Genomic DNA, 15,113 nt, shown 5'->3' on the forward strand with positions numbered 1-15,113 from the left:
TAATAGAAATTTATGATATCTGGCAACAGATAGCTGATTGCAAGTGCAAGATCTCCATCAGCCTAGGCGATTGTGCTACTTTGGCTGCAGCGAAAAGATTTGGTCTGATGCCCATATTTCTCCATGAAGAGAAGGAGTTACTGGAAGCCAAGGAGAAAATCGTTGAATGGCTTGGAACGAAACCATTTTATCTCCTTTAGAGTGATAGATAGTCCTTCTTAAAAAGAGAGAAAATAACATACTAGTTTTTCAGGGAAGGGATACCCCCTCCCTCTCCGCTTTCTCTGCCTCCTCCAAGAGATCTAATTCCATCAGCTTTGCCTTGGTTGGTATTCCATTCCTGTCCCATCCCCTTATCCTGTAGTACTCATCCAGAGCTTTCTCATACTCTTCTATATTTATCACCTTGCCAGCAGAGGCACCCTTCGTGTGGGATTCCTTTAAGAACCTCTCAGGCGGGTAATCATCCTTCCTTGAGAATCCCTCTCTCACATTAAACAGTCTGGATAAGTTCCATATCCTCTCCCCGCACTTTCTGAGGTATTCCACGCTTATCTCTTTATCAAGGGCTGCTCCCAGCAAAATAGCCATATCTTCATAGCTTGCAAGCCAGAAATCACATATTATCAGACTCCATTTTATGCTGTTCTTGTCCTGAAGTTCTTTTGTTAGCTCAGCTTTCCCATCAAGAGTGTAGGGATTCATCTTTCCAAAGGCTTCATCAGCTATTGTCCAAGCCCTAAGATGGCAGGCTCCTCTATCCGCAGTGGCATAAGCAAGGGCCATGCCGAAGCTCCCTCTTGGATCGTATGCCGGTATTTCAGATCCCTTTATATGCAGGGCATATCTGCTGGTCTCGCTTCCTATCCTTTCAACAGCTTTCCTCACCCCATCTGCTAGCTTTGCACCGAAACCTCTTCTAAATGCCATATCCTCTATCATCTTGGCATAGCTTTCCGCATCCTCCCAGCTAAGATCCGTTTTTACAATTCCTCTCTCGGTCAGTTCTGTCGCAAAGCTGAGCGTAACTCCAAGAGATATTGTGTCAAATCCCAGATCATCTGCAAGAGCTCCCAACTTGGCTAGATCCTCTATGCTGGATATTCCCAGATTTGATCCCATCGTGCCTATTGTCTCGTATTCCGGTGCCTTTAACTCTCCATACCTTGTCTTTATCTTCTTCTTGCATGCCATCGGACAGGAGTGGCATGCAACCCTGCGGGACAACCTAGATTTTATTGCATCTGTGTTTATACCCGAAGCTCCCTCAAAGTATCCCTCTCTGAAGTTCATGGTCGGAAGAACCCCTGCTGCATTCGACATATCCACTATTATGGGTGTTCCATCAGTCTTTGCCCACATGTTTGCCTCTGTCATCACGCTCTCCTTCAGAACTTTTTTCACAGCATCATTAAATCTCTCAGGTAGCTCCATTTTCCTCTCAGAAGCTGAAATAACAATTCCTTTTAGCTTTTTTGATCCAAAAACAGCTCCTGTTCCTCCTCTTCCGAAGACAAAATGTGAATCCACAGCCACGCATGATATAAGTGATAGGTTCTCCCCAGCTGGTCCTATTACAGCTGTGCTTGCATGCCTTCCTATTTCCTTCTTCATCTCCTCCGATGTCTCATACACACGTTTTCCCCAGAGGTGAGAAGCATCCCTTATCTCGGCTTCCTTATCCATTATCCTTATGTAAACTGGCTTTTCAGATCTTCCCTCTATCACCAGCCCATCATAACCGCAGTACTTCAGCTCAGGTCCTATGTGACCCCCTGCATATCCATCATTGACAGTTCCCGTCTTCGGGGACTTTGTCACCATACAACACCTGCCTGTGAGAGGGCCGAGGGATCCGGTGAGAGGACCTGTCATTATGAAGATCTTATTTTCTGGTCCTAGAGGATCTGTTCCCTTTGGAACCTCCTCATAAAGGTATTTTAAGCCAAGTCCCCTGCCTCCTACATATAGATCAAGCCATCTTTTCGGTATCTCCTCCCTTCTTATCCTACTTGTTGAGAGATCGATTCTTAGAAGATATCCAGAATATGGCCCAACCATAGAAGATCTTTCCAAATATGAGGGGATATTATTTAAATCTTACTCATAGAGTACCATCATTAGATAAAAATATCAAAATTCACTGCATAATAAATAATTAATTAATATCCTTGAATATGGGTTGTTTCTTGGACAAAATCCAGATATAAACTAAAAAAATGACCATAAACCTAAATTCAGGTCTGATAGTTGTTATTATGACGATAACTTTTTAAGTAAACCCCTGAGGAATGCAGGGGGATACCTCATGTCGGATACCAGTTCCGAGGGAATCGTGCCAAAAGAGGTATTCGCAAGGAGGGCCAGTGGTCTGGTAAGGGAGGCAAGCCTAATAGATGCATTCTCCTTCGGATTCCTTAACCAAGGACCTGCGGTCGCTATATGGACCCTGTTAAGTTGGGGCATATGGCTGTTCCCATCGGGCCACATACTAAACTCTATATGGATAGCCACAGCATTAGGAATATTCGGCGCAGCATTGACGTGGGGAATTCTGGGAGCATCAATGCCAAGAAGTGGAGGTAGCTACATCTATAACACAAGGATATTACATCCAGCCATCGGCATGGCTGTCAGCTTTGCTGAGTACTTCGTCTGGTGGCTTTGGGGCATAATACTAGCTCCGTGGGTGGCAGATCCTGGTCTTACAACTCTCTTTGGAATGCTTGACATGCCAGAAGCAGCTGAGTGGTGCGCGTCTCCAATGGGGATGTTCATAGTGGCATCTATAATCAATCTTCTAGGCTATTTATTCACATTTTATGGTTTAAGATTCTATCTCTGGCACCAGAGAACCATGATGATCCTCTCGATAATATGCTTAGCTGTTGTCGGGATAATACTAGGCACTCATACACATGAGGAATTCGTCCAAGCATGGAATGCGCTAGCAGCCCAGTATGGATCTCTAGATTATGATAGCATGATAAAAGCTGCAATGGAAGTGGATCCAAGAGTTTTTGCCCCGAGCGCATCAATGATAGCTGGAACGCTTGGTCTTGTTGTAGTTAATGCTTGGTGGGCCCGATATGGCTTGGATCTAAATGTAATGGCTGGAGAGATAAAAAGACCCCAGAGAAACATAATAATAGCCCAGATAAGTTCTGTAGTTGCCCCCGCTATATTCGTACTGATATTTGCTATACTTGTTCCTAATATAATCGGCAATGACTTCATGTATGCATTATCAGTAGCCGATAACGTTGGACTGGATGGATATAATATGCCCTTCCCAGCAAACTATGTTGGAATAACGAGGGTCTTTCTGGATACATCCACCACGCTAGGAGCTATCTTAGCTGTAATAGCAGCCCTTAGCTTTATAATTTGTGATTATATGTATATTCCGCTTGGCTATGTCGCAGCTAGCAGGATTGCAGTTGCATGGGGAATGGACAGAATGGGTCCAAAATGGTTCTCGGAAGTCAGTCCAAAATGGGCGTCGCCAGTTAAGAACCTGACATTCTTCTTCATAGTATCAGAATTGGGAATTGCTTTATACTGCTTCGGAGGAGCTGGACCCATATCCTCCCTTGACTGCCCAGCAACAGAGGGAATTTCGCTGTGGGGAGTTACAGCAATAGGTGCCATGATATTCCCCTTTGTGAGAAAAGTTAAGTCTGTGTGGGAGACTTCTCCGTACAGAAACTGGAGGATAGGGCCTATCCCCATAATAACAATAACAGCAATAGTTGATCTCATAAATGTGGCCATCATAGAGTACTTCTACTACACAACCCCAGAGCTAGAAGGAATCACACCAGAAGGACTCATAGCATTTCTATTTGTATGGACCGGTGGAATGCTGTGGTGGGCTTTCTGGAGATGGAAGAACAAGAAGGAAGGTATAGATATCGATCTAGCTTGGAAGGAGCTGCCTCCCGAATAACCCCTTCCCTTTATTTTTTAACGAAGGATAAGGAGGTGATAAAAATGACCAGAATATTGTTTGTTACAGATGTACATGGATCTGAATATGTATTTAGAAAGTTCATAAATGCACTTCCAATATATAAAGCGGATGTGGGAATACTGTTGGGAGATCTATCCGGAAAGCTCCTTGTTCCCATAGTGAAAAATCCTGATGGAACTTACATCAGCACGTTCTTCGGTGGAACCTACAAGTTCAAGGAAAAGGATCTGGAGGACATGAAGAAGAGAATATCCATAGCTGGCTATTATCCTATATGTGTGAGCAAAGAGGAGCTTGATAAAATAGAGAGTAATCCGGAGCTTAAGGACAGGATTTTCGTTGAAAACATAAAGAAAAGGCTGGAGAGCTGGATAAAGTTGGCAGAGGAGAGGCTCAGGGACAAAAATATAAAGCTGTTCATATCAGCAGGGAATGACGATCCCTGGGAGATAGAGGATGTGCTGAATAGCAGTGATTTTGTCATAAATGCTGGGATGAAAAAAGTGTATATAGACGAATATCACGAGATGATAACAGTTCCACACAGCAATCCAACTCCTTGGAACACGCCAAGGGAGGTTCCAGAGGAAAAGCTGGAGGAGATAATTGAAAGTCTTGTAAAAGACATAAAGGATATGGAGAGGGCTATATTCAACTTCCATGTTCCGCCATATGACTCCGGGCTTGATCTGGCGCCAAAGCTCTCAAGAGATTTGACACCCTCAGTTAGTGAGATGATACCGGTAGGAAGCAAAGCTGTCAGGAAAGCCATAGAAAAGTATCAGCCTCTAATGGGTCTTCATGGTCATATCCACGAGTCAAAAGGAGTGTGTAACATAGGAAGAACTGTATGCTTCAATCCTGGAAGCGAGTACGGGGAGGGAATACTGAAGGGAGTGCTGATAGATCTGGAAAAGGACAGAGTTAAGGGATACTCCTTTGTCTCGGGTTAGTTTGGGTGATTACATGACTAGAGTTGTCGTCCTAGGAGCAGGTGTGGTGGCTCCAGCTATTGTTTATGATCTTGCGGATGATGACGTAAGTCCATTTGTGGATGATATATTAGTGGCTGATATAAATGAGGAGAAGGCAAAAGCAGTGGTTGAAGGAGCGAGAAAGTTCACAAGAAGGAAGAAACTTGAGCACGCCAAGGTGGATGTCAGAAATGTGGAGGAGACTGCGGAGCTTCTCAAGGGAGCAGATATTGTCGTTAATGGAATAATATATTACTACATTCCTCAGGTGATGGAGGCTGCTTTGAAGGCAGGAGTCCACTACACGGACCTCGGGTCAGAGGTGCCTATACTGAAAAAGCAGTTTGAATTCAATGATAGATACAAGGAAGCTGGTTTGCTTGCAATTCCAGGACTTGGAGGATGCCCCGGCATGATAAATGTTGCAGCTAGATATGCCATAGAAAGATTAGATGAAGTTGAGAGGCTATTCTTAAGGGAGGGATGGGTGGATTTCAATGACTATGAATCCCTTAGAATTCCCCTGCCTGTGCCATACTCCCTAGATTGCATACTGGATGAGTACATGCACCCAGTTGAGATATGGGAGGACGGAAAAATAAAACTCATACAGCCGGTCAGGGAGGAGGATAGGGAGGTGATGTACTTTCCGCCGCCTGTTGGAGTTCAGGAACTCTACTATATAGAGCATCCTGAAGTGTGGACACTGGGGGAGACATTCAAGTCCAAGGGACTCAGGTATGTGGATTACAAATTATCATATCCAAGAGATCTCTACATGAAGTACAAGCTTATCACAGATCTAGGACTCTCCAGAGACGATCCAATAAAAGTTAAGGGCATTGAGATAGTTCCCAGAGATCTCCTCCGGGAGCTTGTAAACATGACATTCAAGGGAAAGGACATCCCGCCAAACGATTACGACATAATGAGAGTGATTGCAGAGGGGAAGAAGGATGGGGAGAGGAAAAGGATAACAGTAGACATGCACACAGAGTGGAGCAGGAAGTGGAATCTGAGCGCACAAGCTGTTACAGTGGGAACACCCACCTCCATTGCAGTGCAGATGATTGCCACTGGAAAGATAAAGGAGAGAGGTGTTAAGAACCCGGAAGAAGTCATAGAGCCCCTGCCATTCTTCAAAGAACTGAAGAAGAGAGGGATAAGGATATACGTTGAGGAGGAGCTCTGAAGAGTTTCATGAAACGTTTTATTTTTTGGTCTTCTGCGAGAAATTGAGAAGGTGTTTACATGATTCGAAGATTTAGGTTGCCCAGTGAGATCCCCTTGGAGGAATATCCGAAGCCGGAGGAGTTTGTTAAGGAGGCAGTGGAGATAGTTAACTCAGCTAAAGATGAAAAGCTCACTCTAAGGGTAATGGGTGGGATGGCTGTTTACATGCACAGCAAGGAGCATGAAGCTCTGTGGAACAAGCTGGGAAGACTTGGACAGAGGGTTTTCACGGACATAGATCTTGCTGGCTACGGCAAGCAGAGGGATAAATATGTGAACTTCCTGAGGAAGAGGGGTTATGAGATAGATAACAGGCTCTTGATGTATTACGGGAAGATCAGGCAGATCTACTATGGGCCTAGAATACCGATGGTTGAGATATTCTTGGACAGGCTCAGCATGAACCATGTTATAAACTTCGAGGGAAGACTTGAGATGGATCCAGTAACTATCCCTCTTGCCGAGTTATTGCTGGAGAAGCTCCAGATCGTAAAGATAAATGATAAGGATATAAAGGATGTTATAGTACTGCTGAGAGCTCATGATCTAGGTTACGATGATAATGATAAGATAAATCTCGGGGCATTTAAATATCAGGGCTTATTTGACGACTGGGGCTTCTGGTACACTGTCACCACCAACCTGAAGCTTGCGGCCAAAAAAGTGGATGAATACGGCATACCTGATGAGGACAAGAGAGTGGTATTGGATAGAATAGAAAAGCTGCTCAAATTCTTGGAGGAAGCTCCAAAATCAAAGAAGTGGGAGAAAAGGGCAGCTATAGGAACTAAGGAGAAGTGGTACATTGAAGTAGAGGAATGGCACTGATTACTAATATTAACAGAAATTCTTGGGAAATTTCCAGAAAAGTTTATATTTTTCTGGGAGAATTTTCCTAGGGTGACCCTATGAAACTGGACAAGGTACCTGCTTCTGAAGTGGAGTTATACAAGAGGAGAACTCCTAATTCGGCAAGGATATTTGAGGAAACAAGGGATTTAGTTCCATTCGGAGTGAACAGCAACTACAGATACTTCGAACCTCACCCGATATATATGAAAAAGGCTAAGGGGAGCAGGATATGGGATGTAGACGGAAATGAGTATATAGATTTTAACATGGCATTTGGAGCTTTGGGAATAGGCCACAGCCACCCAAAGCTTGTCGAGGCAATGAAGGAGAAGATAGAGAATGGAACTATATATGGATTTGAGTTCGATGAGATGGTTGAGCTGGCTAGGATAATAAGGCAGAGGTTCAAGGTAGACATGATGAAGTTCTCCTCCACCGGACTTGAGGCAACATTCAATGCACTCAGAATAGCGAGGGCATTTACAGGAAGAAAGAAGATCCTGAAATTTGAGGGATGCTATCATGGATCTCATGACTACCTGCTTGTGAGCGTGAAACCAACTAGATTCAAAGCAGGACATTATCTGACACCCAATTCCGTACCTGGTTCTCAGGGTGTGATTGAGGAGGCTGTCAGGAACACTGTTGTGGCCCAATTCAACAATCTGGATAGCGTTGAGAGGGTCATGAAGGTGCATGGAAATGATGTAGCTGCCATAATATTGGAGCCTATAGCTATGAACATGGGCTTCGTCCCTCCGAAGAAGGGGTTCTTGGAGGGGCTCAGGAGCATATGCGATGAGTACAACTGTCTGCTAATTTTCGATGAGATAAAAACAGGTGGAAAGTTTTACTCAGGGGCTGCTGGATATTTCGGGGTGAAGCCTGATTTAATTACACTTGGAAAAGCAATAGCAGGTGGATTTCCACTGTCCGTAGTGGCTGGAAGGAGGGAGATAATGGAAAGCATAGTCCCCGGAGTTGTGGCACATGCAGGCACGTTCAACGCAAATCCGGTGTCAATAAGGGCAGGATTGGTGACATTAAGGGATATCCTCACCGAGGAAGCACTAGCATATGCAAGCAGGCTTGGAGATGATCTTGCAAATGGATTTAAGGATATAATAAGGGATAACGGAATAAAGGCAACAGTACAGCATATAGGCGTGAGCGGATCCCTAGTCTTCTCCGAGAAAGAAGTAGTGGACTGGAGGAGCTTCATGCAAGCTGATATAGGGAAGTGGTGGATATTCCTCATAGCCATGATGAACAGAGGAGTGATACCCAATTTCGGTCCCGATGAGCAGTGGACTGTCTCCATTCAGCACACAAAGGAGGATGTGGATATCACTCTGGAGAAGTTCAAAGAAGTTGCAAGAATAATAAAGGAGACGGAAATAGAGCTTCCTATTGTGGAAGCAGTCTAATCCTTTTTATCTTTTTTATTTCTAGCCTCTCACGATCACCTGGCTCATGCAATGGGGTCCTCCATAGCCTCCGGTTAGAGCTGAGAAATCAAGCAGCTCAGCTCTGATATTCCACTTCTTCAACCTTTCTGCAAAATCCTGTCCTGCTTGTGCAACACCTATCAACCTCCTGTCCTCCAGCAAAAGGAAGTTTGGTGCGAAATTTCTCTGTTCCTCCAAGCTTATGGGAAATATCTCGAACCCCTTGTCCTCCAGATATTTTCTAAGGGTCGTCCTATACTTTTTAATGTATTTTACCCTGCTCTCAGCAACTGGTTCGTATACCTCCACTATCGGCTCCTTTCCCTCTTTCATCCTGTCCTCCGATAGCAAAGCTATGCTTTTCCCGAGAAAGTTGAAGTAAGTGTCAAGATGCATCTCCTCCATTGCAGGATTTGGATCCATAACTATTCCCACTTCCACGTTTCCATAAACTCCATGTTCGAGCATCTGATTTACCCCATTCTCATCAGTCAGCAGTCCCTGTCCCTGAAGGACAAAATCTCCAGCGGGCATGAAGTCCCCACCTTCAGCATGTCCAGGCTCTCTTACTCTTAAAATGGGCTCTATGCCCATCTGTCTAAGTGCGAGATCGACTATATCATTTTCAATTTTCCTGACATCCAGCGTGAAGTTTCCAATCACAATGCCCTCTCTTGTGGTGAGCATTCCGTCCCTCATGAAGTACAAGTTGTTCGCAGGCTCAACACAGTAGCTTGAAAGAAAGCGCGTGGTTGGATCTAATGCATGCGGATTATAGGAAATGTTTATCACAGGTCTTAAAATTATGATATCAGCCAGCACATCCGGACTGAGAACCTCTATTGTCTTCCTGAGATTCTTCAAGAGAAATTCCCTATCCTCTGCTGATATACCTTTATCAAAACTGTATTTGACACTATTCAGCGCAAATTCCCTCAGCCTCTTTATATTTTCCTCCAAAGGACTATCAAAACAACCTGAAATCAGCATTTCCCTGAGATCATACACCTTAGCCCCAAATTCCTCAAGCTTCCTCCTGAAATTCCTGTGTTCTTCTACCGCCTTTCTCAGGTCAAAAGGAAAGAGGAAGTTCGCTGAGTTAGTCTCCAGTATTGCGAACAATGTCTCTATGCTTGGTTGACAGAGAAGCACCACTCTAGCTTTCTCCCACTCAGCCGGTTGAGAGGGCTTTATCCTCAAGATCCATACCTCCTCTTGCTCCAGACATAGAGCAAGTAACCAACCACTATAACAAGCGCTGTTATTCCTATGAGCTGTGCTTCATACAGCACAACATCCGCTATCTCCTCCGGAGGCTTGAAGAAGAACAGGCATGCCATAGCTATGAAAATCTCACCAAGTACAGCCGAAATCCAAGCTATAATTCTCCCTCCAGGCACTGTGTATGGTCTTGGCACCTCGGGCTTAGAGTATCTCAGCTTTATGAATGCAGGGAAGAGGAATAGATATGGAATCAGGAATATCAAGCTGGAAAGAGCGAAAATAGTCCAGAATATGCTTGCTATGCTCTCAGCAGGTATTGCATTTCCCAGCAATAGCACAGTGCCTATTATACCAGTGAGGTAGTATGCATAATCAGGGGTCATGTACCTGCCATGCAGGTGTCCGAGGGACTTCGGCAGAAGACCTTCCTGAGCTGTGGAGGCCACAACTCTGTTAGCTCCTATTGTCCAAGTGACCATGTTTGTAAAGAATGTATACAAAATTAGAATTCCGAATATCACTATCATTATCTCACCGGATGGACCGAGCAGGCCAGAAACCTCTGTTATAGCATCTATGATCCCAGTGACTATGCTAAGTTTATCCAAAGGAAGTACTGCAAGAAGGCCAAATGTTCCCAGAACGTATAGGATGAATATGGCAGCACCAGCAAATACTATTGCTTTGGGCACATCCCTCTTTGGATCCACAATCTCCTCACCAGCAGAGCTTGCTAGCTCAAATCCCATGTAGTTATACACTATCACAGGCAGATATGCGAGAGTTGTGCTCCAAGATGGAAGCAAATCGGATGCTGTGAATGGATTTGCAAAACCCCTGATGAATATCCAGTAAACTCCAAGAATCCCCAAACTCACTAGGACAAATGCCTTGACCACAGCCCCTATATTGGGTATCCACTTTGATTTTCCCAGCTCCAATATGCCAGCAGCCACAGTGATCCATATCATCACTATTGCTATTATCGTCTGGCTCCATATATCCAGATCTGGTGCAAATACTTTGGAAAGTGTGCCGCTGAATAGAACATATACAGAAGGCATCCAGAGAGCCACATTCACCCAGTAGAGCCATGATGTCATCACAGCCAGCTTTTCGCCAAAGGCCTCTTTGACCCAGACATAAATACCTCCCTCGCTCGGCCATGCAGAGCCAAGCTCCGCTGTTATCAGCCCATATGGTATGAAGAACAGGAAAAGAGATATAAACCACCAGAAGAAGGTCTGCATTCCTATTGCTGCTGAGGATGCCACTGTATCGAGCACTATAATTGCACATACATTAAAAAGAAACAAATCCCAATACTTCAAAACCCTCTTGAACCTTCCAGCGGACATTCATCTACCTCCCAATCAACAGGGCAAGTATGGCCTTCTCCACATGAAGCCTGTTCTCCGCCTGATCCCAGACGATGCTCCAAGGTCCATCTATCACATCGTCTGTCACCTCCATTCCCCTAGCTGCAGGGAGACAGTGCATGAACACCGCATTTTTATCAGCTTTCTTCATCAGAGCAGAGTTTACTTGATACAGGGCAAACGCCCTTTTTCTCTCCTCCGCTTCATGCTCCTGCCCAACCCACCACCAGAGATCTGTGTAAACCACATTGGCGCCCTTTATAGCCTCATCTATATCCTCAGTGAGGTTTATGTTCGCACCAGTCTCAGATATATTCTCCTCCACCATCTTCATCACCCTCTCCTTTGGCCAGTACTTCTTAGGCCCGCAGAATGTGAAGTTCATTCCAAGCCTGGAGCAGAGGACTAAAAGGGAGTTAGCAACATTGGTGGCATCCCCGAAAAAGCTCACCTTTATCTTCTTTAAATCACCAAACTTTTCCTCCATCGTGTAAACATCTGTCAATGCCTGAACTGGATGGAACCAATCAGTCAGCCCATTTATCACAGGAACTCTTGAGTATCTGGCCAGTTCCTCTAGGGTCTCATGTTTTAGAAGCCTTGCCATTATTGCATCGACATATCTGCTGAGAACTCTTGCCGTATCAGCTATGGTCTCCCTTACACCTAGATGAATCTCCCCTGGTCTGAGATAAAGGGCATGTCCTCCCAGCTGGACCATGGCCACCTCAAAAGATACCCTAGTCCTAGTAGATGGCTCCTCAAATATCATTCCCAGAGTTTTCCTATCAAGTAGCCTAGGCATATCTCCCCTGTAGAAGGCATGCTTTAGCTCCCTTGTAGTATCAAAAATCAGTCTTATATCCTGTCTGGAAAGATCTTGGCATGTCAGGATATCCTTGGAAGAAAGCGCTCTAGCCATACCCTGCACCCCCTATTTTATGATGGATTTGCTTAAAAATTTTTGGAGAAGAGACAACAAATAGGACAGTGATATGGAAGATATACTTAATATGCCTCTGGTGGATATATTCTTATGCCTGTTAAAAATTTTAGTTGTTTAATATTATTTTAAATTATTGCTCAACACTATCCTCTTTTTTAGTGCTGAACATCAGATTCATCATCTCCTCCACAATTTCCCTTTTCAGATTCATGTCGGCCATTGAAAGAGCTTCTGCAATCGTCTTATAATCAACTTCCATGTCTCCAAGCTTAACCTTCTTTTCAGGCTTCTTCATAAGCTGATTTCTTACTGCCTCTATGATCTTGTTCACCTCGTCATCGCTTAGCCCCATACGAAATTAGAGCACCATCAACTAATTAAGTTATCCACAACATTTTTATCCCTGTAACTTCCTTTCTTACTATGGATCCCAGCTTCTTCGACTTAGTGAATTTGGCGCTGTGTACGGCTATTAACAGAATATGCGGGAAGGAAAGGGCAGAAGAGATATTCAAAGAGGCAGGAAAGATCATGTTCTCCCTGATAAAAAGCAATGTAATCGGGGAAAACCCCATCACCACATTGAAAAACATAGCTAGATATCTCGAGAGATCAGGTTATATGGAAAGAATAGAGATTAAGGAGACAGATGAGGGACTTCAACTTGATATGTATGGAGTCTCTGTCCTCAGATCATCCGATACGCTTGTCAGATCAGGAATGGCCCCTTCCCACATAATGACAAATATCATGTTTGCTGCCCTAAGAGAAGCAGGGATTGAGGCTGAGCTCAGAGAGCTTGAGATAGATGTAGATAAAGGGCATGTGAGGGAGATTTGGGTCTTTAAAAAGGATTAACTTGGTGAAAAATTGGATTTTGAAGCTGAAAATTGGCCTCTGAACTTGTAACTACTAAAAAGATGAAATTTCAATTGAAGTACATTAATACATGAAACTAGATAGCATTTCAGCCTCTCAGGAAAAGTAGCCCAAGGATTGTACAAGAGGCAAAATAATTTATCAGATTCAAAAGGTAAATGCAATTGCTTTGGTAAAGCAGTCCACAAATCTTTTGCCATCCGATCTCATTAGGTCTACAGTTGTAACAGCTACCTCGTTCACCTTGATGAATCTAAGACCATCGAAATAGCCGTGAAATGCATGTATTATGTAGTTTCTCGAATCTGCTTCGCCTAGGTATATTGCAACATGTCCTGGCATGTATAGAGCAGATCCTGGAAGGACAGTCTTTAGAGATTCCTCCCCTTTTATTTCCACTGTTTTTCCTGGACACCTCTCTTGCTGCCATGTATTTCTGGGAAGAGTTATTCCAAAAGTCTTAAAAACTCTCATAACAAGCCCAGAGCAATCTATTCCGGAGAATCCATCTCCCCAACCATATCTATGCCATAAGAACTTAAAGGCTTGCTTTATTATGTTGTTTACAGTGTATGGAATATAACCCAATGAAACATCCTCCCTCATGGAGATCAAAGCTGGTTTTGTGTCCATCTCCCCTTTTCTCTTGCATGGAAGCTCTATTACGAAATTCCCATTAGTTGATTGGCCATCTACTGTCTCTACTTTTGAGTCAATAACCGGGACTCTGGTTCCCATTACCATCTCTTTCATGGAGATATCCCTTTCATAGGGATTTGGTTGAGTGAAAACTCTGTCTCCTGTGACCATCAAAAATTCCTTTCTTTCTATGTAGTCAAATAGATCCTTCCTTTCCGCCAATGCTATATCTTTAGATCTGACCCATCCCCTATAATTCCTTGTCTGGACAAAAAACCACTTTCTATCCCTGCTCTTGTGAAGTATTATCAGGGGTTCAGCGAGTTCGAGACCTGTCTCCTGAAGTACATCAAATTCCTTATCTCCTATCTCCCTGAACATCCCGACTTCCACTGGCAACTTTCTCAAATCAGTGTTTCTAACAGTTATTCCATAGACAAAATTTCCAGAGAAGCCATCAGCATCTATCCTTTTTTTATTTTCATAAGAATTTTCTCATTTAACGGTCTACCTCTGTAATACACTCCGGAAACATCATAGCTAATCATTGATTTGAGAACTTCTTCTTTATCTGGAAGGGTTCTTAGATCTACCACATCTTTAACTCTATCTCTGATAAGCGTATTATATTTTTCTATATCATTTTGAGACATCAGAATGATGTCAACATCCCTAATCCAGAAATCGGGGGAGCTTCTTGCATCCCCAGCTCTTATCATACCTAATTTATTCATTCTCCGGATATAATTGCTAATGCTATTAATATAAAAATAAAATTCTACATAGTTTATTAAATAAAGTAGATTAAAATTTTGTAGAATATCTCTGATAAAATAACTTGCCAGAGCAGATTTTTAAGGAGAAGGGCTCAAAGAGATGGGTGATCTATTGATAGAGAGAGTTGAGATCTACGAGGCAAAGCTCTTGTATAGGCAGCCCTTCACAATCTCTCTCGGAACCTCAACTTACAGCGTTGATGTGATAGCAAAGGTCTACGATGACGAGGGAAATGTTGGTTTGGGGGAGACATCTCCCTCTAGAAAAATACTTGGGGAGAGTGAGCACACTATAGAAGCAGCTATAAAAGATATAGCTCCTATTTTGATAGGGGAGGATCCTGAAAGATTGGAGCTCATAGAGGAAAGAATGGATAAAGCTATCTTGGGAAATACCGCAGCAAAGTTGGCTCTTGAGATGGCAGTCATTGACCTTATTGGAAAGAGGAGGAAAATTCCCCTGTGGAGAATGCTTGGCGGTTATAGGGAGAAAATAGAAACGGACTTCACAATAGGTATAAAAAAGCCTGAGGAGATGGCAAAAGATGCTGTTGAACTTGTGAGCAGGGGTTTCAGGGTACTGAAGCTGAAGGTCGGCACTAGTCCAGAGGAGGATCTTGCAAGGGTTAAAGCTGTCAGGGATGCTGTGGGCAACAGCATAAGGATAAGAATTGATGCAAATCAGGGTTGGAGCGTAAAGACAGCCGTAAAAGTGCTGAATGAGATGCAGAGGTATGATGTTGAGCTTGCAGAGCAGCCTGTAAAGTGGAACGACATAGAGGGGAGGGCG

General features: G+C 43.7%; 14 protein-coding genes and 1 pseudogene. 8 read left to right on the plus strand and 7 right to left on the minus strand.

Annotated features, from left to right (window positions below):
• Positions 1-200: pseudogene (locus D6D85_RS16320) on the plus strand (hypothetical protein); the annotation flags it as partial.
• Positions 201-249: 49 nt separating this feature from the next.
• Here D6D85_RS16320 and D6D85_RS08555 read toward each other — a convergent pair.
• Entirely contained in the window at positions 250-2,061 is a 1,812-nt protein-coding gene (locus D6D85_RS08555) for an aldehyde ferredoxin oxidoreductase family protein (RefSeq protein ID WP_125671642.1), read from the minus strand.
• A gap of 247 nt (positions 2,062-2,308) precedes the next feature.
• Between D6D85_RS08555 and D6D85_RS08560 the strand changes: the two genes are divergently transcribed.
• The 5 genes from D6D85_RS08560 to D6D85_RS08580 all read left to right on the plus strand — a co-directional run bounded on the left by D6D85_RS08560 (position 2,309) and on the right by D6D85_RS08580 (position 8,459).
• The gene (locus tag D6D85_RS08560; protein ID WP_125671643.1) at positions 2,309-3,949 is read left to right on the plus strand and encodes an APC family permease; all 1,641 of its coding nucleotides are present in this window, start codon (positions 2,309-2,311) and stop codon (positions 3,947-3,949) included.
• 44 nt (positions 3,950-3,993) lie between these two features.
• Entirely contained in the window at positions 3,994-4,926 is a 933-nt protein-coding gene (locus D6D85_RS08565) for a metallophosphoesterase family protein (protein WP_161969783.1), read from the plus strand.
• Between the two features lie 13 nt (positions 4,927-4,939).
• Positions 4,940-6,139 (plus strand): saccharopine dehydrogenase family protein, encoded by a 1,200-nt coding sequence (locus tag D6D85_RS08570; protein WP_125671645.1) that lies wholly within the window; start codon positions 4,940-4,942, stop codon positions 6,137-6,139.
• A gap of 59 nt (positions 6,140-6,198) precedes the next feature.
• Positions 6,199-7,008 carry a hypothetical protein gene (locus D6D85_RS08575; protein WP_125671646.1) on the plus strand — a complete coding sequence of 270 codons (810 nt, stop codon included), beginning with the start codon at positions 6,199-6,201 and terminating at the stop codon, positions 7,006-7,008.
• 80 nt (positions 7,009-7,088) lie between these two features.
• A complete protein-coding gene (locus tag D6D85_RS08580) occupies positions 7,089-8,459 on the plus strand; it encodes an aspartate aminotransferase family protein (protein WP_125671647.1) in 1,371 nt (456 codons plus the stop codon).
• 21 nt (positions 8,460-8,480) lie between these two features.
• Here the strand turns inward: D6D85_RS08580 and D6D85_RS08585 are convergent, their stop codons facing one another.
• From D6D85_RS08585 to D6D85_RS08600, 4 genes are all read right to left on the minus strand, one after another.
• Complete coding sequence (locus D6D85_RS08585) at positions 8,481-9,680, minus strand: arginine deiminase family protein (RefSeq protein ID WP_161969784.1); 1,200 nt, start codon at positions 9,678-9,680, stop codon at positions 8,481-8,483.
• Positions 9,677-11,062, minus strand: coding sequence for an APC family permease (locus D6D85_RS08590; RefSeq protein WP_125671649.1), 1,386 nt, complete (start codon positions 11,060-11,062; stop codon positions 9,677-9,679). Before D6D85_RS08590 ends, D6D85_RS08585 begins: the two co-directional genes overlap by 4 nt.
• A gap of 4 nt (positions 11,063-11,066) precedes the next feature.
• A complete protein-coding gene (gene argF, locus D6D85_RS08595; protein WP_125671650.1) occupies positions 11,067-12,005 on the minus strand; it encodes an ornithine carbamoyltransferase in 939 nt (312 codons plus the stop codon).
• A 154-nt stretch (positions 12,006-12,159) separates the two neighbouring features.
• Positions 12,160-12,381 carry a hypothetical protein gene (locus D6D85_RS08600; RefSeq protein WP_125671651.1) on the minus strand — a complete coding sequence of 74 codons (222 nt, stop codon included), beginning with the start codon at positions 12,379-12,381 and terminating at the stop codon, positions 12,160-12,162.
• Positions 12,382-12,452: 71 nt separating this feature from the next.
• On the opposite strand from D6D85_RS08600, the gene D6D85_RS08605 reads away from it, so the two are divergent.
• Positions 12,453-12,887, plus strand: a complete 435-nt coding sequence (locus D6D85_RS08605; protein ID WP_125671652.1) for a hypothetical protein — start codon at positions 12,453-12,455, stop codon at positions 12,885-12,887.
• A gap of 168 nt (positions 12,888-13,055) precedes the next feature.
• Here D6D85_RS08605 and D6D85_RS08610 read toward each other — a convergent pair whose 3' ends face one another.
• The gene (locus D6D85_RS08610) at positions 13,056-13,955 is read right to left on the minus strand and encodes an SH3 domain-containing protein (protein ID WP_125671653.1); all 900 of its coding nucleotides are present in this window, start codon (positions 13,953-13,955) and stop codon (positions 13,056-13,058) included.
• A gap of 56 nt (positions 13,956-14,011) precedes the next feature.
• Entirely contained in the window at positions 14,012-14,266 is a 255-nt protein-coding gene (locus tag D6D85_RS08615) for a hypothetical protein (protein WP_125671654.1), read from the minus strand.
• Between the two features lie 157 nt (positions 14,267-14,423).
• On the opposite strand from D6D85_RS08615, the gene D6D85_RS08620 reads away from it, so the two are divergent.
• The coding region (locus D6D85_RS08620; RefSeq protein WP_272914429.1) for a mandelate racemase/muconate lactonizing enzyme family protein at positions 14,424-15,113 on the plus strand (690 nt) is incomplete at its 3' end.

The organism is Candidatus Methanodesulfokora washburnensis (assembly GCF_003947435.1).
Lineage (GTDB): Archaea > Korarchaeota > Korarchaeia > Korarchaeales > Korarchaeaceae > Methanodesulfokora > Methanodesulfokora washburnensis.

Bases quoted from the DNA above. Each gene is read 5' to 3' on its own strand.
- D6D85_RS08560 (WP_125671643.1), top strand. From the start codon at position 2,309: ATGTCGGATACCAGTTCCGAGGGAATCGTGCCAAAAGAGGTATTCGCA.
- argF (WP_125671650.1), bottom strand. From the start codon at position 12,005: ATGGCTAGAGCGCTTTCTTCCAAGGATATCCTGACATGCCAAGATCTT.
- D6D85_RS08570 (WP_125671645.1), top strand. From the start codon at position 4,940: ATGACTAGAGTTGTCGTCCTAGGAGCAGGTGTGGTGGCTCCAGCTATT.
- D6D85_RS08615 (WP_125671654.1), bottom strand. From the start codon at position 14,266: ATGATAAGAGCTGGGGATGCAAGAAGCTCCCCCGATTTCTGGATTAGG.
- D6D85_RS08605 (WP_125671652.1), top strand. From the start codon at position 12,453: ATGGATCCCAGCTTCTTCGACTTAGTGAATTTGGCGCTGTGTACGGCT.
- D6D85_RS08575 (WP_125671646.1), top strand. From the start codon at position 6,199: ATGATTCGAAGATTTAGGTTGCCCAGTGAGATCCCCTTGGAGGAATAT.
- D6D85_RS08565 (WP_161969783.1), top strand. From the start codon at position 3,994: ATGACCAGAATATTGTTTGTTACAGATGTACATGGATCTGAATATGTA.
- D6D85_RS08555 (WP_125671642.1), bottom strand. From the start codon at position 2,061: ATGGTTGGGCCATATTCTGGATATCTTCTAAGAATCGATCTCTCAACA.
- D6D85_RS08580 (WP_125671647.1), top strand. From the start codon at position 7,089: ATGAAACTGGACAAGGTACCTGCTTCTGAAGTGGAGTTATACAAGAGG.
- D6D85_RS08600 (WP_125671651.1), bottom strand. From the start codon at position 12,381: ATGGGGCTAAGCGATGACGAGGTGAACAAGATCATAGAGGCAGTAAGA.
- D6D85_RS08590 (WP_125671649.1), bottom strand. From the start codon at position 11,062: ATGTCCGCTGGAAGGTTCAAGAGGGTTTTGAAGTATTGGGATTTGTTT.